Annotated in this window: 15 protein-coding genes; 2 read left to right on the top strand and 13 right to left on the bottom strand. The window is 62.3% G+C overall.

Annotation, left to right across the window (positions count from 1 at the left end; genetic code table 11):
• Nucleotides 1–314: 314 nt before the first annotated feature.
• The 12 genes from RFN28_RS03160 to RFN28_RS03105 form a co-directional block, all read right to left on the bottom strand.
• The gene (locus tag RFN28_RS03160) at nucleotides 315–1,139 is read right to left on the bottom strand and encodes a D-glutamate cyclase family protein (RefSeq protein WP_320285910.1); all 825 of its coding nucleotides are present in this window, start codon (nucleotides 1,137–1,139) and stop codon (nucleotides 315–317) included.
• 167 nt (nucleotides 1,140–1,306) lie between these two features.
• Complete coding sequence (gene sctT, locus RFN28_RS03155; protein WP_320285909.1) at nucleotides 1,307–2,122, bottom strand: type III secretion system export apparatus subunit SctT; 816 nt, start codon at nucleotides 2,120–2,122, stop codon at nucleotides 1,307–1,309.
• 9 nt (nucleotides 2,123–2,131) lie between these two features.
• Nucleotides 2,132–2,401 carry an EscS/YscS/HrcS family type III secretion system export apparatus protein gene (locus tag RFN28_RS03150; RefSeq protein WP_126085461.1) on the bottom strand — a complete coding sequence of 90 codons (270 nt, stop codon included), beginning with the start codon at nucleotides 2,399–2,401 and terminating at the stop codon, nucleotides 2,132–2,134.
• A gap of 18 nt (nucleotides 2,402–2,419) precedes the next feature.
• The gene (gene sctR / locus RFN28_RS03145) at nucleotides 2,420–3,073 is read right to left on the bottom strand and encodes a type III secretion system export apparatus subunit SctR (protein ID WP_192251680.1); all 654 of its coding nucleotides are present in this window, start codon (nucleotides 3,071–3,073) and stop codon (nucleotides 2,420–2,422) included.
• Nucleotides 3,066–4,133, bottom strand: coding sequence for a type III secretion system cytoplasmic ring protein SctQ (gene sctQ, locus RFN28_RS03140; RefSeq protein WP_320285908.1), 1,068 nt, complete (start codon nucleotides 4,131–4,133; stop codon nucleotides 3,066–3,068). The genes sctR and sctQ overlap by 8 nt, the downstream gene beginning before the upstream one ends.
• Before the next feature lie 68 nt (nucleotides 4,134–4,201).
• Nucleotides 4,202–4,690 (bottom strand): hypothetical protein, encoded by a 489-nt coding sequence (locus RFN28_RS03135; RefSeq protein WP_320285907.1) that lies wholly within the window; start codon nucleotides 4,688–4,690, stop codon nucleotides 4,202–4,204.
• A complete protein-coding gene (locus RFN28_RS03130; RefSeq protein ID WP_320285906.1) occupies nucleotides 4,677–6,035 on the bottom strand; it encodes a FliI/YscN family ATPase in 1,359 nt (452 codons plus the stop codon). The genes RFN28_RS03135 and RFN28_RS03130 overlap by 14 nt, the downstream gene beginning before the upstream one ends.
• On the bottom strand, nucleotides 6,032–6,652 hold the full coding sequence (gene sctL / locus RFN28_RS03125; protein ID WP_320285905.1) for a type III secretion system stator protein SctL: 621 nt from the start codon (nucleotides 6,650–6,652) through the stop codon (nucleotides 6,032–6,034). Before sctL ends, RFN28_RS03130 begins: the two co-directional genes overlap by 4 nt.
• A complete protein-coding gene (locus RFN28_RS03120; RefSeq protein ID WP_320285904.1) occupies nucleotides 6,652–7,275 on the bottom strand; it encodes a SctK family type III secretion system sorting platform protein in 624 nt (207 codons plus the stop codon). Before RFN28_RS03120 ends, sctL begins: the two co-directional genes overlap by 1 nt.
• Nucleotides 7,272–8,108 carry a type III secretion system inner membrane ring lipoprotein SctJ gene (sctJ, locus tag RFN28_RS03115; RefSeq protein ID WP_320285903.1) on the bottom strand — a complete coding sequence of 279 codons (837 nt, stop codon included), beginning with the start codon at nucleotides 8,106–8,108 and terminating at the stop codon, nucleotides 7,272–7,274. The genes RFN28_RS03120 and sctJ overlap by 4 nt, the downstream gene beginning before the upstream one ends.
• A 10-nt stretch (nucleotides 8,109–8,118) precedes the next feature.
• Nucleotides 8,119–8,736: a hypothetical protein gene (locus RFN28_RS03110; RefSeq protein ID WP_320285902.1), complete on the bottom strand. Its 618-nt coding sequence runs from the start codon at nucleotides 8,734–8,736 to the stop codon at nucleotides 8,119–8,121.
• Nucleotides 8,737–8,747: 11 nt separating this feature from the next.
• Nucleotides 8,748–9,317, bottom strand: a complete 570-nt coding sequence (locus RFN28_RS03105; RefSeq protein ID WP_320285922.1) for a type III secretion protein — start codon at nucleotides 9,315–9,317, stop codon at nucleotides 8,748–8,750.
• A 113-nt stretch (nucleotides 9,318–9,430) separates the two neighbouring features.
• Between RFN28_RS03105 and RFN28_RS03100 the strand changes: the two genes are divergently transcribed.
• The gene (locus RFN28_RS03100; RefSeq protein ID WP_320285901.1) at nucleotides 9,431–10,354 is read left to right on the top strand and encodes a L,D-transpeptidase; all 924 of its coding nucleotides are present in this window, start codon (nucleotides 9,431–9,433) and stop codon (nucleotides 10,352–10,354) included.
• A 3-nt stretch (nucleotides 10,355–10,357) separates the two neighbouring features.
• Nucleotides 10,358–11,335 (top strand): LysR family transcriptional regulator, encoded by a 978-nt coding sequence (locus tag RFN28_RS03095; RefSeq protein WP_320285900.1) that lies wholly within the window; start codon nucleotides 10,358–10,360, stop codon nucleotides 11,333–11,335.
• Here the strand turns inward: RFN28_RS03095 and RFN28_RS03090 are convergent.
• A complete protein-coding gene (locus RFN28_RS03090) occupies nucleotides 11,308–20,922 on the bottom strand; it encodes a LysM peptidoglycan-binding domain-containing protein (RefSeq protein WP_320285899.1) in 9,615 nt (3,204 codons plus the stop codon). The genes RFN28_RS03095 and RFN28_RS03090 overlap by 28 nt on opposite strands.
• Nucleotides 20,923–20,999: the final 77 nt, after the last annotated feature.

Genomic DNA, 20,999 nt, shown 5'->3' with positions numbered 1-20,999 from the left:
AAGTCACGAGCCATTTTGAACGAGACAGTTCTAACGAGACAAATATTGCAGCAAGATCGACGCGGATCGCGGCCGGGGCTTTGGTGGTGTTGGCTTGCATGCTGACCTCCACGTGATGTTTGGCGACTTCACTCTGGCAGAGCGCCGGTCGCCTTCCATCCCCATAGGATCTTCACGCAAGCAGACTGACGGCTTTGGGATCGGTAGGTTAGAAAAGCGGACGGATGCTTCCAGCATATCCCGGTCGTTGGGCCCCGTCAGCGGCATCGGAACCAAGAAGACAACGGTATCGGTGAGATGCCGGAAGGCTGGTATCAAACCTTGAAGGCACCCGCATCCGCTTGTGCGTCAACGTCGGTGATCAGCATGTGCCCTGGCGATACTGTGATCGAGATCGCGAGTTCGGCGCGAGCGAGAGCGTCTTGCGCAGTCAGGCTGCTGGCCCAGAACACCGGGACTTCCCCGTCCATGATTTCGACGGCATCGCCCCAGTCGGGAGCCATCAGATCTTTTATTCCGATAATGGATGGCTCCCCGACATGGATAGGCGAGCCATGGGCAAGCGGGAAGCGTGCGGTGAGGGCGCGAACCCTGTCGACATCGCCCTGTCTTATGGGACGCATGGAGACGACCATCTCACCGCCAAAAGGTCCTGCGCCGCGCGTCATGATGCCGGTCCGAAACTTGGGCAGCGCTTTGCCGCAGCCGATGCTGCGCAGTTTGACTCCCTTTTCGATGAGGGCCGCTTCGACGGTAAGCGAACTGCCGAGCGCGAAGGCGGCAAAATCATCCCGCCACAGGTCGATGATATCCGTCTTCTGACGGATCACTTCCCCGAAGTAGTAGATATTATACTGGGGAGCATCGGTGCGGATATCGATATCACCCAGCGCTGGAAGCAATGGGCTGCCGGCGCGGCTCACCCCCACCAATGGACAGGCTTTGGGATTGCGGACGCAAAACTGATGGAAGTCGCCGGCAAAGCGGCGGGGCACAATGACGACGTTGGCCTGGAGCTTGCCGCTCGCAAGCCCTCCTGTATGCCCTTCATAAGCGCCCATCCTAACCAGTCTGCGCAGCTTATCTGCATCGACCAGTCGCAAATTGTCATAGAACAATGAAGTGGTCTGGCGAGGCATGGTTTCCGGGAGTATGCACGTTTCACAGACACATCGAAAGAGCGTAAGATCTTCGGCAGGCTAGCCGCTTGTCAAATTGTCAGAATCTTTCCTATTCGATAAATTGTATTTATTGGTTAGCCGGTGAACGCTCCATTATTAGCATTTTAGCATAGACATACTGACTCTCACTGACAGTTTAGGCAGCCGATCGCTTCTATCTGACGGCCTGCCTCCTGTAGGAAACCGAGATCACGGTTCATGTAGGAGAGCAGGAAAGCCGCGTAGAGGACAAAGACGAGGCTGAAGACCAGCGTCTTGACGACCAGCGAAAGCGCAAAAACATTGAGGTGCGGCGAGGCGCGCGCCAGAAAGGCCAGCACGATGTCGGACAACAGCATGCTGATGATGAGCGGGAAAACGAGGGTCAGCGCCATCACCAGAATGCGGTTCAGCAGATCGAGGAAGATTCCGGCCGCATCCTTGCTGAACACCGGCAGAAGTCGGTCGATCGGCCAAAGGCCATAGCTGTCGTAGAGGCCGGTCAGGGAAAGTTGCAGGCCGCCGGCTGCGAGGTAGATCGTGATCATGATGACGGCGAGCAAGGTGCCTGTGGCCCCCGTCTCATGGGTCATCATCGGATCGATCAGCGTCCCCATCGTGGAACCGCGCTGCAGATCCAGTATATCGCCCGCGGCCTCCGCCGCCCAGAACGGTATACCCATCGCCAGCCCGAGCGCCACCCCGACCACGACCTCCTTGAGCATGTAGAGCACGATCATCGTCGTCGGGAGATCGGTGCTCGTCAGCTTGTTCACGATCATCGGAAAGACTGGAACCGCCAGCGCCAGCGCCACACCACTGCGCAGAAGCCCTGACAGCGGCACGCGCGAAAAGAGCGGCATCAGGAGCATGAACCCGGTCATGCGGGCGAGCGCGAAAGCGCCTGCCAGGAGATAGAACTGAAGCTCTTTGACCGAGGTGAAGAGTGGTTCGACCGGCATCCGCGTGGCTCAACGCGTGACGACGGGGAACTCGTCCAGCGCTGTCGAGGCCTGCTGCGCTATCTGCTGGCCAAGCAGCGGACCGAAGACCATGATGACCAGCAGGATCACCACGAGCTTGATGGTCTGCGGCAGCGACTGGTCCTGAATCTGCGTCAGCGCCTGGGCAAGGCCGACGAGGATGCCGACGGCCAGCGCCGCGATGATGGCCGGGCTTGAGGCCAGCAACACCGTCAGAAGCGCGCCCTGGACCTTCGCCAGGATGAAGTCGTTGCTCATGCAAAACCTCCAGCGGCGTCAGCCGTAGCTCAGGATGAGGCCATGCATCAGCCGCGACCAGCCGTCTATGGCGACGAAAAGGAAGAGTTTCAGCGGGATCGAAATGAGGACCGGCGAAACCATGATCATGCCGAGAGTCATCAGCACGTTCGCAACGACGATATCGATGATCAGGAAAGGCAGATAAAGCAGGAAGCCGATCTCGAAAGCACGGGTAAGCTCGGATGCGACAAAGGCAGGGACAAGGATCGACAGATCGTCGTCCTTGAGATTCTGCCGCGCCTGTTCCGGCCACAGGCGGTTCGTTCCATCGAGAAAGAACTGGCGCTCTTGCGGCTGGGTGAATTTCATGAGGTGGCGCTGCAAGGGTTCCCTGACCAGTTGCGCCGCCCTGGCGAGGTCATCGGTGGTCTGGAACTGCACCTGCCCTTCCTGAAGCCGGCCCGACATTTCGCTCAGCAATGGGGTGGTGACATAGACCGTCAGCACGAGCGCTATGCCGTAGAGCACCAGATTGGGAGGCATCTGCTGAACGCCAAGCGCGTTGCGGATGAGAAACAGAACGACCGAGATCTTCAGGAAGCCCGTCATGGTGACGACCGCGAGCGGCAGCAACCCGACCACACCGACGGCGATCAGAATTCCAAGCAGGTTGGGCGAATTCTCAAGCATTGTCGAACATGCGGACGATCCGCACGCCCACGCTTTCTCCAATCCGCACGATCTCGCCACGACCGACACGCCTGCCGTTGGCGAGGATGTCGACAGTCGCCCCGGCCACATCGGCGAGCGGAACGATAGCGCCGGGCGCAAGCTGCCTGACTTCTCCGAGCGGCATTGCGGTGCGGCCTAACTCGAAGGCGAGCACCACCGGCAGCTCGTCGATCGTTGACTCTTCCAGGGCCTGCCCGGCCGGCGGCTGCGCGTTCTGGTTCATGGTCCACTCCCAGTTCGATCCGGCGATAGCTGCCGGCGCGGCAAGCAATTGCGGGCCATCCGCCGTCAGGGTCACCGGCGCATAGAGGCGCTCGGCAATGACGAGCGCCGCCATACGTTCTTCCGCCGCATCGTTGAAAAGCACCACATCGTCGGTCTGCAGGCTTTGAAGCTCGCCAAGGGTGAGCGTAAGCGGGCCGCGCCGAAGGCAGACCGGCAGCGGAAATTCGGCCGGGATCGGCGCCCTGGCCTTGCCGAGCTCGTCGAGAATGCGACCGATCCGCACCGCCAGAGCGGCATCGTTCACGGTCAAGACGCCGCCTATCGTTTCATCCTTGCCGGTCAGGACAAAAGCGAACGGAGTTTCGCCTGAGACTGCATTTCCCCGCGCAACCGAGGTGATCGCGATCCTCTCACCCAGCTTGCCCTCGATCCATTCGAGATCGTCTTCGAACGCGGCCTCCAACAGCAGGGCGGCATGAGCGGGCGCCAGTCGTTCCATGTCGATCAGCTCGTCGGCGCTGGCGAAACCCCGTTCGACAACGGCAAACGGCAGGCGCAAGTTGCCAATCGCGTCTCCGATCGTGAGCGCGATGGTGCATACCAGCTCGTCCTCCGGTTGCCGCGCCGGCCAGACGGCCGCGACCGCTATAGCCCTGCCTGCAACTGTGATCTCCGTGAGGGCGCGGCGGCGGTAGAAGGCATTCAATGCCCCGACCTCCTCCGGCGCAACGGATTCCAACGGCACCGGTCCGACGACGCCCGACCGTGCGGCCGCGCGTTTCGCCGGTTTCACCCGCGCTTTCCTTTTCGCCGACGCGACGGCTTGTGGCATCACATCCATAGTCACGATCACGGATTGGGCTAGCGTTCTGCGGACGGGCGCGGTTGGCCGCGCTCTTCTTCCTCTGAAAGCTCGGCAAAGGCCTGGCGCCGACGCGCGCCGCGTTTGGTCAGTTGCTCCGACAGCCTGTCCAGCTTGGTCACGGCCTTCATACTTGCCTGGTGATCAGCGCGGGCTGCCGACAATTCCGATTGCCGTCGCCGCTCATCGAGCGCTGCCACCTTCGCGTTTTCCCGCAACTGCTCGGTTTTTTTTGCAGCGCCCTCGAACCGTCCCTGGAGCCCGCGAAGCCTGGCCGCCTTTACAGCCCGTCCAACAAGCGCACCGAAGGCTGCATTTTCGGCGTCGACGGTGCGCTCGAGGTGATCCGTCACCGCCGCGGCCGCTTCACGGCCTTGCCTTGCTGCCCGGTGCGCGGCCGCATGGCTTCTGATCACGCCCTCCCTTGCGCGTTCTTCGCGGCGGCGCCTGAGGTCTCGCAATCGGTCGATCATGTCACGCTCCTTCATCGACGATCTCCCGCATCAGTTGGCGAGTCTTCTCGATGCTCTCGTGCATGGCGGACGGCTGACGCAGGAAGGCGTTGATGGCGTCGATCTTTGCCACCGCCTCGTCCGCCACGGCATCGCTGCCCCTTTCGTACTCGCCGACACGCAAGAGAAGTTCGATGTCGGCGTAGCGAGCGAGCAATTCGCGCAGACGGCCGGCGTCGGCGCGATGCGTGGACGGCACGACGGCATCCATCAGGCGGCTTCTGCTGCGCAGGACGTCGATGGCAGGGAAATGGTTCCGCTGCGCAAGTTCGTTCGACAGGAAGACGTGACCGTCGAGAAGCGCCTGAATTTCCTCGGCGACCGGATCCAGCGTGCCGTCGCCTTCCAGGAGAACGCTGTAGAGGCTTGTGATGGACCCGACGCGACCGGGCCCGGAGCGCTCGAGCAGGCGCGGCAGGACCGCGAACAGCGAAGACGGAAAACCGCGACGCGTCGGCGGCTCGCCCGAAGCCAGGCCGATTTCACGCTGCGCACGGGCAAACCGGGTTATGTTGTCCATCGCAAGCAGCACATGCTTGCCCTGGTCGCGAAAAAACTCGGCGATGCTGGTCGCCACGTAAGCGGCCTTGACGCGCTCGATGGCGGGCCGGTCCGACGTAGCGACGACGACGATCGCCCGCTGGCGCCCTTCAGGTCCAAGCTGGTGTTCGAGGAATTCGCGCACCTCGCGCCCGCGTTCGCCGACGAGGGCGACCACGGCAACATCGGCGTCGGTGCCGCTGACGATGTCGGAGAGCAGGATCGACTTGCCGACACCAGGCTCGCCGAAGATGCCGACGCGCTGCCCGCGCGCGCAGGTGAGCAGCCCATCGAGGGCGCGGATCCCAAGCTGGATCGGCTCGGAAATCAGACTGCGCTCCAGCGGGGATGGCGGATACGCATTGACCGGATAGCTGCCGACAATGCCGTCCGGCGCAAGCGGCTTGCCATCCAAGGGCTCGCCGAACGCGCTGATCACCCGACCCAGAAGGCCTGGGCCGACGGCCACCAGTTGGTCCTTTCCGGTCGCGACGACCTCGGTCAGGCTCGAAAGGCCGGTCAGATCGCCTAACGGAACAAGGATCGCCATCTCGTCCATGAGCCCGACGACTTCCGCCCCGGTCGCCCTGCCGGTTTTGGGGTCGACCAGCTCGCATATCTCGCCGATCCGGGCTTCTTCGACGGTCGCGTGGATCACCGTCCCGATCAACCGCCGCACACGCCCTTTCCGGGGGCGGCTGGAATCGTCACGCAGGCCGGAGCGGAGATTTGGAATGATGGACGCCAGCCGGCTCTCGATATCGATGGCGGAACCTGTCATGCCGGCGCCTCGGCCTTTGACGAGATCGCGGCGGCGATGGCGTCGAGCTGAGCGTCAATGCTGGCGTCAATGACGCTGATATCGGTCGAGAGAATGCAAGCGGCCGGCGCCAGCGCATCGTCCGCATCGATTTCGACCGTCATGCCCAGATCGCTCTTGCGCAAGACTGCGTCCAGCTCCTCGCGAACCCTGTCCACGGAGGCGGGATGGACGCGGATCTTCAGATATTTGGCTCGGCGAATTTCGGTCACGGCCTGTCTTGCGGCCTTTGCCACAAGCGTGCCGACGTCGAATTCGCCCAGAATTCGCCTGACGACCTCGAGGGCGAGACTGGTGACTTCGGCTTCCAGTCCGCCGAGATAGCGATCCACCTTGACCGCTGTTTCGCTCATCAGCCGGCTGGCATCTGCATCGCCTTGCGCCTTGCCGTCCTCATAGCCCTGCGCATATTCGGCTGCATAGGCACGCCGGGCGGCGTCGCGCATCTGCTGGGCATCACGCCTCGCCGCATCGAGAAATGCATAGCCATCCTGCCAGGCGCGCTGCTCGGCGGCGCGCAGGATGCGCGCGCGAGGCCGCCTTGCCATATCGGTGGTCGCAGTGCCCGGTTCGACCATCACGCCAGCCCCATCGCTCGCCGGACGATCGCCGGACCGGCCTCGACGAACGGCTTGGCCGCCCGGTCGACGAATTCGTGCGGCATGAGCTTGAGTCGAACGCGCATGCCCGTCTCGCCCGGCATCGCCTGACACCAACCGCCAAGGCAGCTCAGGCCATCGGCATAGACACGACGGCGGATATCTTCCAGGGGCTGCAACGGCCGCACCGGACCGGCCAGATCGCGGTTGGCGACCGCAAAAGTACTGAGATCCGCGCCAAGCGCCGCGTGCAATGCATCGGCCTCGCGCCCGTCAATGACAGCGGCAAGACTGCCGGCCCAGTAGATGGCACCCGAGCGAAGGGCGAGATCCTCCAGTTCCTCGCCCGACGACAAGGCGATCGCCCGATCCACTTCGTCGGACGGTTCATCGGCCGCGCAAGAGAGCCCGTAATGTTCCAGCAGAAGCTTCGATAACCGCTCATGCAGGCGTTGCGACTGCAGCATGCGTTGGCATGCGGCTTCGCTGATCGTGCCGTCGAAGCATTCCGCGAGCCGGGCCGCGTCCGCATAGGATGCGAGGCCGGAAATGAATGCCTGCCATTCCGGGCTGGCGGCTTGCTCCGAGCCGGTCCGGGTCATGTTTTCTTCGCAGGCATTGCGGAAGCTTCGAGGGCGTAGACCTCGGGCCGGCGATACCACTGCAGGTACGCCAACCGGGCAGCCAGCGCGAGTATCGCCGCCGCCATGCCGTAGAACAGCCACATCGCGGCCGCCACGCTGTCCGGATGCAGCCAGAGACCGAGGAAGGTCGTGAACCCTGGCTCGGATTCCTGCTCCGGGGCTGTCGCGGCGACCGGAATGAGCGTGACGGAGACGTTGTCGTAGGTCAGTCCGGCTATGCCCTTGGCCACCAGCATCTTGACCTGCGGGATCAGCTCATTCATCGGCACGGATGCGCGATGCCGGATGAACACGGAGGCGGACGACGGCACCAGCTGCTGCCTCAGCGGATCGTTTTCGGGCAGGACGAGATGAACGCGCGCGGAAAGCACGCCATCGATATCCGAGATTGTCTGCGAAAGCTCCTGGCTCAGGCCATAGATCATCGTTGCCCGCTCTTCCACCGGCGAGGATACAAGCCCGTCCCTCTTGAACACCTCGCCGAGCGTCTGGAATTCCTGTTTGGGCAAACCGCTTTCGTCGAGAATAGCCATGGCTTCGGCAAAACGCCCCTTCTGTACGGAAACCGTCATCTTGCCGTCCTTGCCGGCCTCGCGTTGGGCTGGAATCCCGTGACGCATCAGCGTGGCCACGATTTCGTTGGCTTGCTGCTGATTGAGGTTGGAATAGAGCTCCACGGAACAGGCCTGGAGCAAAAGCATGGCCGCGAGGACAAGCGTGACGCGGCATCCAGCGATGCATCGACTGAACAGCGCCGACCGCCGCGGCAGGACCAATTCGGGCACGAGCACTCCGCAGCGCCTATTGTTGCTTGATCAGCGTGCTGGTGGACGACGTCACGGCCTTCACGCTGCTCGTCACGACTTCGAGATTGGCTGCCGCCCACATCACCGAAATGGATCGTTCGAGCAGCTGCTCGACATTCTTTGCCGGCGCATTTTCGGCTTCCTTGCCTGTCGGCGCGGCATCGTGCGTGGCAGCTGTTTCCGCTTGCGCTGGCGGGTTCGCCTTGCCGAGGGCCTTTTGGACCTGCTGCATGGTTCCTTCCAGCGACTGAACGGCGGAACCGAACAGGGCCGAGGGATCCGTGACCGCTCCCCCTCCACCCTTCTCCACCTCGGCCAGATAGTCGAAGAGTTTATGTTCGACGATCGGCGCCTTTTCCGATTTGGAAGACTGTCCGGTCATGGCCGGATTGGCTCCCGACGACGCCTGCGCCACCTGCTGACCTGCGCGTGTGGCGACATCGCCGCGCTCAGGCATGTTGAGCTTCGCGGCTTCGTGCTTTTCCTGCTTGGCGCCCACCATCCGGTTCCCCGGCTGCGCCGCCGCGCCGGCGGTGATCTGCTGTTGCGAGCTTATGCTGGTGGTCAAGTTTGCCAGCGTCGCCTCCAAGGCTCCAATCGGCGCGATCTGCATGAACCTGCCTCCTATTCCTTGGTCGGTTTTCCAGAGGGGACACTTTGCGCCTCCGCCTGCTTTCCGCGAAAAACGCGGACCGAAACAACCTTGCCCGGCTCCTGTTTGTTGCCCTGTGCGGCGGGAACCCCGAGCGTCTTCCTGACGAGCTCGATATAGGACGGCGGCCCCGACACCGAGACGACATCGTCCTCTTTGGAAACCTTGACCGGAAACTTCGGATCAATGACGCCTAGCCGTGAAAGCCGATCCTCCGCGCTGGCGGCTGTGTTGGCATCAAGCGGGATCAGCTCCGTCTGGACCTCCGCTTCGGTTGCGACGTTCATGACGATACCGTCGAAGTGCCACACCAGACCGTATCGATTGCAGATCTCTTCCAGAAACTCGCGGGCCGTTCCGACCGGCATGCCGGCGCTCAAGCGTCCTTTTACGAGCTTGCTGACACGCATGGGCACTCCCATGTTGCGGCCAAGTTCGACGAGCGCACCCGTCACCGACTGATCGATGGTGATGTATTTGTAGGGACCGGCAGGCCAGCGAGGCTCGGCGGCATCCGCCCGCGAAGCAGCAAGGCCGAACATCAGGATCACCGTCAGGCCGCCTGCCACGAAGGCAGCGCTGGCTTTCGACAACCGGTCCAAATGGCAGGTACCGCGTCCCGTCAACATTGGTCCTATCGCAGGGGCGCGGAGCGATGGCCCGCGTCGCCCGTCTCATGGTTTACCCGCCGAATTCATCCTATCGCGCGCATTGCCAAATTGGAAGTCCAATTGGATTTCCTATGTGCATTTGGTTCCAAATGTTGCGAACGGTGAGCAAAGCGATATGGTGCGCATGCAGAAGCGGGTTCGTAGTCGCCGGTTTCCTGCTCGAATTTGAAAGGGATCGGCCGCCGGTGGCAGCACACAAGAACCTGCTCTCGAGCTCGAATGCTCCTGCGGGCATTCCAGGGCGCCGGACCCCGATCGGCCCGCGTCTCGTCAGGGGCTTGGGTGCATCGATTCTGATTGCTGCCACGTTGACTGCCGCCGTGGCGCCGGCGCAGGGTCAATCGAATAGCGGCTATGACCCGCGAAGCTGGAGCTACGATCAAGCCCGAAATGTGCTGGTCTCGCCATCCGCTCCCGATCAGGCCCCGGGTGGAGAAATGCGGCCGGCATGGTCGGCAATCCCTAGGGAGATCGTTGATTTCGGTGAGGCTCAACCGAAGGGATCAATCGTAATCAACACCACGGAGCGGCGCCTCTATTACATATTGGGAGACGGCAAGGCGCTGCGATACGCGGTCGGTGTCGGCAAGGAGGGGCTGGAGTGGTCCGGTCGCGACACGATTTCGAGCAAGAAGGACTGGCCGGATTGGCTACCGCCGGCCGAAATGCGCTCCAGGGAAGCATTAAAGGGCCGCTTCCTGCCGGCGCGCGTCGCGGGAGGACCGAACAACCCATTGGGCGCGCGCGCGCTCTACATCGGCAACACGCTTTATCGGGTTCATGGCACCAATCAGCCATGGACCGTCGGACAGGCCAACTCCTCCGGGTGTATCCGCATGACCAATGATGACGTTATCGACCTATACGACCGGGTAAAGATCGGCGCCCAGATTATTGTTCGGCATTGAACCGTGATCCCTTTCAACATCAAGCAGCTCGAAACCTTTCTCCTGGTGGCCACTTTCGGAAGCTTTCGAAAGGCGGCCGAACGCCTGAACACAACACAGCCGGCGGTGTCGACCCGAATTGCCGGTCTGGAAGAAGCGCTCGGCGCCAAGTTGTTCGAACGGCAGAGCAGCACCGTAAGGCTGACCGCCGAGGGACAACGGCTGCTGCCGCCGGCGCAACGGGTCCTGCGCGTGGCCGAACGGCTGCTATTGACGGCAAACTCTCTTTCGGAGACCGCGGGAGTGCTCAGGCTCGGGGTTGCCGAGACCATCGTGCACACCTGGCTTCCTGATTTCCTCAAGGAATTGCAGACGAACTATCCGCTTGTCGATGCCGATATCGTCGTCGACACGACGACGACCCTTCGCAACGAGCTCATGTCCCACCGGCTCGATCTTGCCGTGTTGATGGGCCCCATTCAGGAATACAGCATCGAGAATATGGAGCTGCCGTCCTTTCCGCTTGTATGGGTCTGCTCGCCCGCCTTGAAACTGCCCAACCGAGGCAAGCTGACGGTGAGCGACCTGATGCAATTCCCAATCATCAGCTATGCGCGCACGACGAGACCTTACAGCGAACTTTACCGCAAGCTGACCGGCGAACTTGAAGCGACGCCGCGTATCTTTCCGGCCAATTCGCTGGCCGCTTCCATCAAGATGACGCTGAACGGGATCGGTATCGCCTCCCTCCCCAGGGAAGTCATCCAAGACTACGCGGCCAGCGGCGCCCTGCGCATCGTCGACTGCGATTGGCATCCCTCCGACCTGCGGTTCACCGCTTCGTACTCCTCCGAACCATCCAATCCGATAGCGGAGCGGGCGGCAAAGCTGGCCGGCTGCATCGCACATGCATATGCCGCGAGAATCGGCAAGGCGCAGCCTGCCGACAACTCCCGAGTTGAGCCCGCGGCGTCTCAGCCGACCGACGCAATCGGCAGGTAGATGCGATCGCCAGAAAAAATCATATCCGGGCTCAGAATATGATCCATGTTCAGCACCACCGTATCCGCCACATCCGCTGAATGCGCCTTGGCGATCAGGCGAATGCTGTCGCCGTCCTTGACCTCGACCCACTGATAGCCGTCTTTCTCCAGTGTCGGATTCGTGCGGCCCTCGCGATTGCTGCTGCCCTCAGGATGAACCTCGACATAGTCGCCGGAAACCCAGCCGCTGTGCATTTCGCCGTCCGGTCCGAACCCTTGGACGGGTATCCAGGCATCGCCGGACGGATCGGTCGAAGGCTTCGCGGTCTGTTCGATGAACGTGCCGGGTTGCAGCACCGTCACCACGGCCGAATCGCCCGCAGGCTGGCTCCGCAAATTCAGGCCGTCATCGGCCGACACCACCAGTTGCGGGAAGTCTTCGGGCGGGGTCTTCGGCCCGCCTGGAACATCCGAGTGATCATCGGGCTGCTGGGACGACGCATCGTCATCCGGTTTTTTCGGATCGGTCGGAGGGGTCGTTTTCGGGTCCCAAGGCTGCGCGAGCAGGGAGTCCAGCGAGAAGAGAAGCATTCCAACGCCGAAGGTGATGCCCAGCGTCCATCGATCTGCCGTGGTCCATCGTTTGTTGGATTTTGCCGCCGCCGCGATATCGGCATCGGTCCGCGGCACCGAACGGCGATTCATCCGGTCCGTCCTTATGGCCGACGCCCAGAACTCGGCGCAGCCGAATGTGAACATGGTGCCGGCGACCGTGGCGATCGGCGCCGGCCAGGAGTGCAGCGTATAGACGGCGCAGCCAAGCACATAGCCGGGTCCAGCCAGATACTCGGCCAGGTTTCGGATCACCGGCCTGCCAGTGAACGACTGCAGCATCGACTTGGTGCCATAGACGACGTTGCCGAGCGAGAACGTGCTGTTGACGACGAGATCCTTGCCCTGGATCATCCCGGTCGCGGCACCTGGCGCTGCAGCAATGAACGTGGCTCCGCCGAGCGCATTGAGGAATCGCCCGAACGGCTTGTTGCTTGCCGTCGCATTGGGGAAGATCGCCTGTGTGCCGAAAACGAGCCCTCGCACGCCAAATGCAACGGCTCCGGCAGTGGCGCTCCAAGTTGGAGGCAACGAACTCCACAACATGTACGAGGTGGTCGACATGCCCCCAAAGGTGGCGAGCGCCTGAGCGTTTTCACGCATTCTGGCGTGGCTCAGCGTCAGGTCGACACTGGCGGCCTGATCCGGCGTCATCGCCTTCTTATGGGTCGCCCGAAAGGTCGTCAGTTGCAGCACCGAGAGGGCGTTCGTCTGATCCCCACTCATCCACTCGAACTGCTCAGGTGTGAACTTGCGGAATTGGCCGGGGCTCATTTCCCCGAACTGTTTTGGTGGCACCGCTTCGATCTGCGGCTGGATCAGGGCCTCGGTGTGGTGGATCGTGAAGGCGCCCCATTGATCGCCGGTCAGCGCCGGGATCTGCTTGCCGGTCAGCCACGGCACCTGCTTGGGATCGAACTTCGCCATGTCCGCGGAACCGATCATGGGTTCAGGGATGGCCTGAACTTGGCGCTCGACGACGTTCTTCAGCAATCCAGCTTCGCCCAGATCCTTGAATTGCTGCGACGTGAACTTCGCGACCTGGCCGGGCTTGAACCACGGCACCTGCCGCGCATCCAACTTCGATACGTCGACGAGCCCGACTTTGTCTCCTTTTACCGCCTGCAACTGTGGTTTCGTCAGGTGGCGGATCAAACCCGATTTGCCGAGGTCATGGAATTGCTGGTCGGTCAGATTGCGAATGTGGCCCTCGGTCAACCAAGGAATCTGCCTCTCGACGAGACCCGCTAGGTTGACATAGCCTGTCTTTGCCTTCGGGATGCCGCGCAATTGGCTCTTGGTCAGGGAGGGCAGCAAGCCGGCCTGATCCAGGTCACGGAACTGCTGTTCAGTCAGCTCGGCCACCTGCTCGCGCTTGAGCCACGGAATCTGGTTCGGCTGGAAATCGCCCATCACGAGATCCGGCACCTGGTCAAGCGGGGTAGCTCTGACGCCGTCCCGGGTGAGCGGTCCATTGTTCGGAGCCGATTGCCCCTTGTTTGCCGGCGCGGGACGGCCGGTTTCACCTGAGGGATTGGAATCGGTGGACGTGTATTGGTCGTACAGCTCATCGGCGTACCGGCCATAAAACTCTTCGTAAGTTCCGTCTGCGGTGCTCGGCTCCTTGTCACCGAATAGCGCCGACATCTCCTCAACAGCTTGCGATCGATCAATCTCGCCAGCCTTGTATCGGGCGAAGATATCGGCCTGGGCCGAATTCCACTCGGCGCCAAGGATAGCAGCCGGCTTGCCGCCATTGACCGCAAGCTCGTCGGCAGCGGCATATTGAATGAATGACGCTTCACCCTCGACGTTCATATAGGCCGAAACCACGGCATCCTTATACGCCTGCCGATCTGGAAAATCGTCGGGATGAAGGTCGATTGGAGCGTCCGCAACGTGGGACAATTCGTGGCCGAGCATGTCGACGAATTCGGCAAGCACGGTGTCGCCGCTCGCGTCAGCCGCGCGGAATGTCTCGGCATCGACAAAGACCACCCCTACGTCGCTGACATACTGTGATCCGGTCGCGGTCAGATCATCGCCGGAGCTGGCGTCGAAAATCCGGAGGTCTTGTCGCGCCGGGTTGACGATGCGTATGCCTTTCGCGTGAGCGTTGCGCAGGAGTTCCATCAGCGTCGGCGAGCGGCTGATTTGATCTATGAGATTGGCCTTGGTGACCTCCGGCATGCCGAGGCTCTGATTGAGCATGTCATCGAGCAGGCTCGCCGCCTCCTGGCGATTAGCCGCGATTTCGGTCTGCGTAAGCGGCTTGGCGGATGACGGACCCGTTGACCCATCCGCCGCGAACCCCCGTCCTTTCGGCGCCGGCCTGGGCGCAGGCCGGATACCGTCCCCCCCGGCTTCCGGTGGCCTCGCTTGCGAGGAGAGGAACGTCAGCACGCCGTCGGCAACGTCCTGGCGCATGAAACCGCCGTCGACGATCGAAGCGCCGAAATCGCTCTTGAACTGCCCGATCGCGACGAGCTGATCCGGCCGCGCCGTCTTCTGTAGGTCGACCAGGAACTGATCCAGCGAGGCCTTGCCGCCCTTGGGTATGGCTGTCGCGGCGCCGTCGCGCGACGTTTCCACCGCGCGGGCGAGCCAGGCCGGGATCGTCACCTGTTCGGATTGTCCGTCGGCGCGATCGAAAGTCAGCGTCGCGGTTTCGTTCTTGGCGATCGAAGGAGCTGTCTTGGCCGCCTTCGACTTGTACTGGAATCTCACCTCGGCACTGAACGCCACCGCGCCTGCCGGCAGCGGAGGCGTGGAGAACGAAACCGTGTAGCGCGTCGCCAGAGTCCCGTCGGAACCATAGAGGTTTCGGTAGATGTTGCCGGCGCTCGGCATGTAACGCGACTGCGGCGATCCCTCGGGTCGGAAACGCGCCGGAAGCCAGGACTGCACCGTCGATTTCACCTTGTAGGTCGCGGAAGTGACCATCCGATCCGGATTGAAACCCAGCGCACCCGGCAGCCTGTTGCGATCGTTGAAGATGACGTCGACCAGCATCGCCTCAGGATTCACCACGCGAGCCTTCTCGCCGGTCAGCAAAACGATGTCCGCCGTGGGCGACTTGCCCGGGACAGCTGAAAGCCGCAGTCCGCTCAACGTCGGCTCATCGACTAGGGAAACCGTGTTCGATGGATCGATCTGACCGGACTTGACCAGGTCGCGGATCGACCGAATGCCATCGCCCTGCCCGATCGCAGTGACGAGTTCGGATGCCTTCGCCGGGTCCTTGACGGCGAACTGGATCTTCAGGTTTGTCGAGCCAAGCGCCGACTGGATCTGGTCGAACGCCTGCGCCGACACGACGTCGCCCGGCTGCAGCGTGTCCTTGACAGGCAGTTCAGGACGCTTCTCGAAACCGATGCGAGGCATCTGGTCGACCGCCGCAACATGATTGGCCACGATCGGCAGGCGTATGCCGGCCTTGGTCTCGGTCATGACGCGATCGAAAGGCAGCGCGCCTTGCAGCGTGACATGGCCGGAGCTGTTTTCCGCCGGCACGCCAAAGAAATCATGCTGGCCGGGCGCGAGGGTAACCTCCTTGCCTTCGAGCACAGGTGTGTAGGTCATCTCGACCACGGTGCCTTCGCCATCCGGCGTCATCCCGACAATGGCGGCATCCAGCGATCTGGCATCATAGCCGGTCCCGTCGCTGAACACCGCCTTGCTCGCCGCCGCCGATAGATCGCTGGCGCGGACCGGCAAGGCCGTCTGATTGGACACAGGCCAGATGCCGGCCTGGAGGCCGGTGATGTTTCTGTATTCGCGCGGCCGGTAGGAGATGACGCCCTGGGTGCCGAGCGCGTCCTTGACGGGCGTCAGGCTGCGTTGGCTGACGCTGTCGACGATCGACCATCCGATCATGCCGAAATCGGTTTTGGTGCCGACGCCGAAGCCAACGGCAGCAACGGTCGGCGACCCGATCCCGAACGCCTGGCCCGTGTTCAGCCGGACCCGGAAGGTGACGCCGACGCGGAAGTCGGGCAATGTCTCGCGGAGCGGCGTGCGCGGTATCTGAACGCCATCTGGACCATAACGCTCGGCCATCTCGCGGCTGGAATAGTAGCCCTTCTCCTGTTCATGGCGGGTGACGAGCTGCTCGACGGTCAGGCCGTCGAGATAGGCCGACGGCGTCTTCGGATCCTTGCCGCTGGTGTAGACATAGCCGCTCGTGTCGCGTTCGGGCATGCCGGTAAAGCTGCGTGTCTCCGGATCCCAGACAAGGCGTACCGGCCCGTCCTTTCCTGTCTGCGCGCCTAGCACGACGATGGGGTCGCCGTCGGCGGGGCGCGGTGTGCCGGACGCAGTCGAACCATCAGGATCGCGGTCCGGCGCCGCCGTCGAGCTATTGCCGCTGGCGTCATCGGTCTTGATCACCTCTCCTGGGATCACCGGGTGGCTGGGATCGTGGAAGACCTGTTCTCCGGTCGGCCGGTAAACGCCGTCGGCGCCAATTTCGTACACATCCATCGGACGCCCCGAAGGGCCGGGTTCCAGCGCCAGCTGCGACGGTCCTTTGCCGCCAGGCGGCTGCTGGAACGGTCCGTCGCCGCCGGGCGGCGGATTGGCATCAGCGCCGGGAGCGTTGGGGTCCTGCGTGCCCGTTCCTGGCCGCAGCGTCCGCAGACCATGGATGCCGAGCCCCGTGCCGGTGACGCCAGTGCCGAGACCCGTAAGCGCATTGGCAAGCTGGAGACCGTTCATCTGGTCCCCGTTGGCGGCGAGATCGTAGGCAGATGTCGCGAGCAAAGGTGCGCCGACGATCACGGAGCCGACATCCATTCCCCAGGCCGCCTTGTTCAGGCCAGCGGTCGATTGCATGTAGCTGCGGGTTTCGAGCGCCAGGGACGAGCCTGAGCGTGTTGCGCCGATGGTGCCGCGGAAGGCCTGCAGGGCCGTCATTTCCTTTCCCGCCATTCCAATGGTGCGCAGGCCGCTGGAAGCCATGGGCAGAACCGTGCTTGCCGCACTGGCGATGTTCATCACTGACTCGGTATCGTCCCACTCGCCGCCATGGTCCAGGTGGTTGACCTCGTTTATTACGGCTCTCGTTCCGAGATAGGCCGCGCCCGTATAGGCCAGCGGTGCCGCGACCGGCGCGGCCGGCGTGAACGACAGGATGGTGGCAATGCCGGTGCCGATGCCAACCAGCGGATCGACGACCTTGTCCCAGACCGAAACGTTGCGCGCTTTCACCACTTCAAGCGCGATCTTGCCGTCGGCTCCCGCCTTCATCTCCAGCCCCTTGGGAACAACGAGCTTGCCGTTCTCGCCAAACTGGCTGTTGTTGTCCTGGAAATCACCGAGGTCGTCGAACTTCTTGCCGGTCGCGTCGACGTAGCGGGTGTTGCCATCACCGTCGCGCACCGCAAACAGCGTGACCTGCTGCGTTCCAACCTGGTCGTCGACATAGAAGATCGGCACGCGACGCACATACGGGTTGTCGCCGCCGATATCGCGGATCTCGTCCGTCACATTCTTTATCGCATCGCGGCCGTCATCGGTCGAACTGTCCAGGCCGAGCGTTTTGGCTACCGTAGTATCTAGATCCGTGCCGTGCTGTTGGTGGAACTCCTTGTCGTAGCCTCTGTCGAGCAGCTGCTGGAACCTCGGCTGATAGATGGCGTCGAGCGTCTGCTTCTCGTGCTTGTCCAGATAGGTTTTGTCGACAGTGGTGTTGTCATCGGCCAGCAGAGACGGCTCGCTGAGCCGAAGCTCGTGATAGTCGTTGAAGCCCTGTAACTGTCTGCGCAGATCCTGGATTTGACTTATCTGAAGCCTTGTCGCCTCCAGCCTGAGCTTGGCGACCGCCAGTTCGGGATCGACCCAGCGGCCATTGGGGTCGTCATCCTTGGTATCAAGGTCGATCCAGATCGCCTTCCCGCCCTGGGTCAGCGCATCGATCCCATGCTCGTTGTAGTTCCGGGCAACGTCCGGCGCCACCTTGATCGTCTGTCCGCCGACATTGATCTCGACCGGCTGCACGCCGTCGGGCAACGTGCCTTCGGGAGCATCGACCGATCCCGGCTTGTGATGCGTCAGCGCATTGTCGAAATTGGTCTGCAGGGTCGGCAGCTTGGCGTTCAGATCGGCGAGGCTGTCGCCGAGCTGCCGGTCCAGGACGTCGTTGAGGCTCTTTGCTGCCTGCTCCTCGCTGGACCTCACCGATTGCAGGCCATTTGCCGTGCACATTTTTGCGTTGGAGTCGTAGCCGGCCAGCAGCGCCTGCCAGTCTTTGTTGAGTTGGCGGTCGCGATATTCGCCCCTGACATGCTTGTCGTTCAGGCTGTAGGTCAGCTGCTGTTCAGTGGTTCCCTCATCGAAATGGTTGACCACCCAGAGCTGGCCGTCACGGATCTCGAGCGACGAGTTCTTGTAGTGCCCGAGGTAGTCGCCATTGATGCGATTGTACTTCTCGTCAAAATTAAAGTTCTGTTTACCAAGATATTCGGTAGCCAGCTTCTGCTCGAGGTCCGTCTGCCGCGCGCTGACCTGCGCGGCATCGGCATGGGCGTCGAAATAGTTCTGGTAGGCCTGGGCCAGTTCGAGCTGGTTGCCTGCCGTCGTCTGCAGGGCTTTGAGGTCCTTGTATTCCTTGGAGTCCGCGGGGACGCCGGCGAGTTCGGCCTGCCCAACCAGGTAATCGATGGTTAGCTTGTCGCCCTTGCTCAGATGCAGGCCGACCTCGGAAAACAGCTTGTCGACGGCGCTATGGTCGGCGACGCCCTGGTCGTATTTCGGATCAAGGTCGGGAGTGCCCCGCGCTTTGACCGACGGCGCATTCGGATCGCCCAGAGGAGTGAGCTTGCCTTGACCGGCAATGGCCTCCTTGAGGACGCGCCCGGCATTCTCATACTCGCCTCGGGCATCCTGTGCGTTCTGCAGAAGGGTGTTGGCTTTGGTCAGCCGCGCCTGCGCATCGGCAAGGGTGCCCTTGGGTTTCTGCGGCGTCCATTGCAGGCCGTGAGGCTCCAGTGCCTTGTTTATGATGGTTTGCGCGCCGTCGACGGCATCCTTACAGGCAGGATCGAGCAGATCGACGTTGAACTGCTCCTGCCGCTGGCCTGCCAGAGCCCGCGTCTCGGTGATGCGCGACAGTGCGACGTTCTCGTTGATGATGGCCTGGGCGACCTGGGGATCGACCCACCTCCAGACGCCATCTATCTTCATCGGCATCCATTTTCCCCCGGAGGGTGCGTTGCCCTGGGGTGGATCGCCAAATGGATCGACAACCCTGTTCTGCCCGTCAAGCTTGGGCTTGGCGGGCGTACCCAGGTGGTATTTGTCGATCAGGTCCTGTTTGTCCTGTCCGGCCTTTTCCGCGGCATCGATAAGGCTGGGCAGGGTCTCCCCTGCCAACAGCCCCTCGACGAAGGTCTTCACGACCTCGCCCTCTTTTGCCACCTTGGGATCGCTGCTGTTAGGGTTCACCGCCAGCAGCGTCCTGGCCAGGGCTTCTTGCGTGCTTCCTGCCTCGATTTTCAGGTCGGTGCCGGTGGTGTTGTTGTGCAGCGTCATGCTGCCATCGGGCTTGGTGGTCAGCGTATAGCCGTTGAAGGTGACCCCAACGGTCGTGCGCGTACCGTTCTCGATGGTAATTTTTTCGCCCGTGTGGATTATGTTCGGGTCCCGCGACGAACCGAAAAGCTCCGGATTCGTGCGCCTGAGGTCATCCAGCGTGACGCCATATTGGCGAGCAATCTGGGTCAGGTTGTCGTCCGGCTTGACCTCGTACTCCACGGGCTTGCCGCCATTGATCTTCTCGGTGGTGGTTGTCGTCACCCGACCGTCCTTGTCGGTGACCGTCTTGGTTTCGGTTCCGTTGCCATCGATGGATAGCGACGTCTTCTTGCCGTCCGCCGTTGTCGTGACGGTGCGTACATCGTGCTGATAGTCGTAAGAGTAGACCGTCTTGTCGCCCGTGCGCGGATCGGCGAGCTCGACCGACTGCGCATCGCTGCTGCTGGTAGCCGTAACCTTATAGCCGGCGCCCTGCAATTCGGCGATCACCTGCTCGCTGGTGAGGCCGTTTTCCTTTGCGATCTGCTCGATGCTTTTTCCGTCGGCGAGGTCGTGCTTGATCTTTCCGGTGGTTGCCCCGCCTGGATCCTGGGAGGGCTTCAGAACGGTTTTGCGACCGTCTGGAGCGGTGACAGTGGTCACGGGAAGCGACGGGCCGGCGCCCGGCGTCACCGTTTCCACCGATGCACCGTTGGGCAATGACGTCCGCTCGGTGACGGTTCCTGTCCCGAGATCGTCCTCATAGCGCGTCGTTATGGCGCCGGTGTCTGAATTGTAGCTGCTGGTTTCCTTGCGTCCGAGCCCGTCACGGACCGGCGTTGTGGTCGCTGCGCCGTTAGGCCGTTCCTGGACGGTCGCGTAGTAGCTGTCATGCTGGTAGTCGTAATATTGCGTGACGGTGCGGCCGCCGGCATCCGTGATTTTCGTCGTCTGGACATCGCCATTGCCGCTCGTCGGGTCAGTGGCCGACACGGTCATCCCGCCGGACCTGAGCGCGGCAAGAACCTGTTCGCGCGTCATGCCGCGCGCAGCCGCAATCTGGTCGATGCTTTTGCCGCCGGTGACGTCCTTGACGATGTCGCGGGCAGTCGTCGCTGCCGCGGCGCTGTCTTCGGGCTTGCCGCCATCGAGGTCCACCGGCGTCAGCGCGAGCGTCGAATCGGGCCGCGTGAAGAGGGCTGGCGTGACCGTCGTTCCATTGCCGCCATTGCTGGCGTTCACGACATTGACGCCCGGCGTCGCCGGCTGCGGCTGAAGGGAACTTAGTTGCGTGTTTACCTGCGCCAATTCCTGGCGGGCTTGTGCCGCCCAATCGCGCTCGCCCATTCTGTTGGCAAGCCTGATTTCTTCCCGCAGCTCCGCTGCCTGCGCCTCCAGCCGCGCGATCTGCGCTGTATCAGCCTTGGCGTTGACCTTTTGCGGCTGGAGCGGCGGCTTGGTGAGCGTTATCGGGCGAACCATCTGGACGACCTCCGGAAATCACTGTTGCCGGCAGGCTGGCCGCCGTCACGCCCATCCCGATCGCAAGCTTTCCGCTG

Origin of the sequence: Mesorhizobium album, assembly GCF_033977205.1 — a bacterium.
Lineage (GTDB): Bacteria > Pseudomonadota > Alphaproteobacteria > Rhizobiales > Rhizobiaceae > Mesorhizobium > Mesorhizobium album.
The sequence above is the reverse complement of the archived record's forward strand: the minus strand, read 5'-3'. Positions and strand labels throughout refer to the sequence as shown.

Excerpts from the sequence above, each read along its gene's own strand:
- RFN28_RS03120 (WP_320285904.1), bottom strand. The coding sequence starts at position 7,275 with ATGACCCGGACCGGCTCGGAGCAAGCCGCCAGCCCGGAATGGCAGGCA.
- RFN28_RS03150 (WP_126085461.1), bottom strand. The coding sequence starts at position 2,401 with ATGAGCAACGACTTCATCCTGGCGAAGGTCCAGGGCGCGCTTCTGACG.
- sctL (WP_320285905.1), bottom strand. The coding sequence starts at position 6,652 with ATGGTCGAACCGGGCACTGCGACCACCGATATGGCAAGGCGGCCTCGC.
- RFN28_RS03090 (WP_320285899.1), bottom strand. The coding sequence starts at position 20,922 with ATGGTTCGCCCGATAACGCTCACCAAGCCGCCGCTCCAGCCGCAAAAG.
- RFN28_RS03160 (WP_320285910.1), bottom strand. The coding sequence starts at position 1,139 with ATGCCTCGCCAGACCACTTCATTGTTCTATGACAATTTGCGACTGGTC.
- RFN28_RS03110 (WP_320285902.1), bottom strand. The coding sequence starts at position 8,736 with ATGCAGATCGCGCCGATTGGAGCCTTGGAGGCGACGCTGGCAAACTTG.
- sctR (WP_192251680.1), bottom strand. The coding sequence starts at position 3,073 with ATGCTTGAGAATTCGCCCAACCTGCTTGGAATTCTGATCGCCGTCGGT.
- RFN28_RS03105 (WP_320285922.1), bottom strand. The coding sequence starts at position 9,317 with ATGTTCGGCCTTGCTGCTTCGCGGGCGGATGCCGCCGAGCCTCGCTGG.
- RFN28_RS03100 (WP_320285901.1), top strand. The coding sequence starts at position 9,431 with ATGGCCCGCGTCGCCCGTCTCATGGTTTACCCGCCGAATTCATCCTAT.
- sctT (WP_320285909.1), bottom strand. The coding sequence starts at position 2,122 with ATGCCGGTCGAACCACTCTTCACCTCGGTCAAAGAGCTTCAGTTCTAT.
- RFN28_RS03135 (WP_320285907.1), bottom strand. The coding sequence starts at position 4,690 with ATGAAGGAGCGTGACATGATCGACCGATTGCGAGACCTCAGGCGCCGC.
- RFN28_RS03130 (WP_320285906.1), bottom strand. The coding sequence starts at position 6,035 with ATGACAGGTTCCGCCATCGATATCGAGAGCCGGCTGGCGTCCATCATT.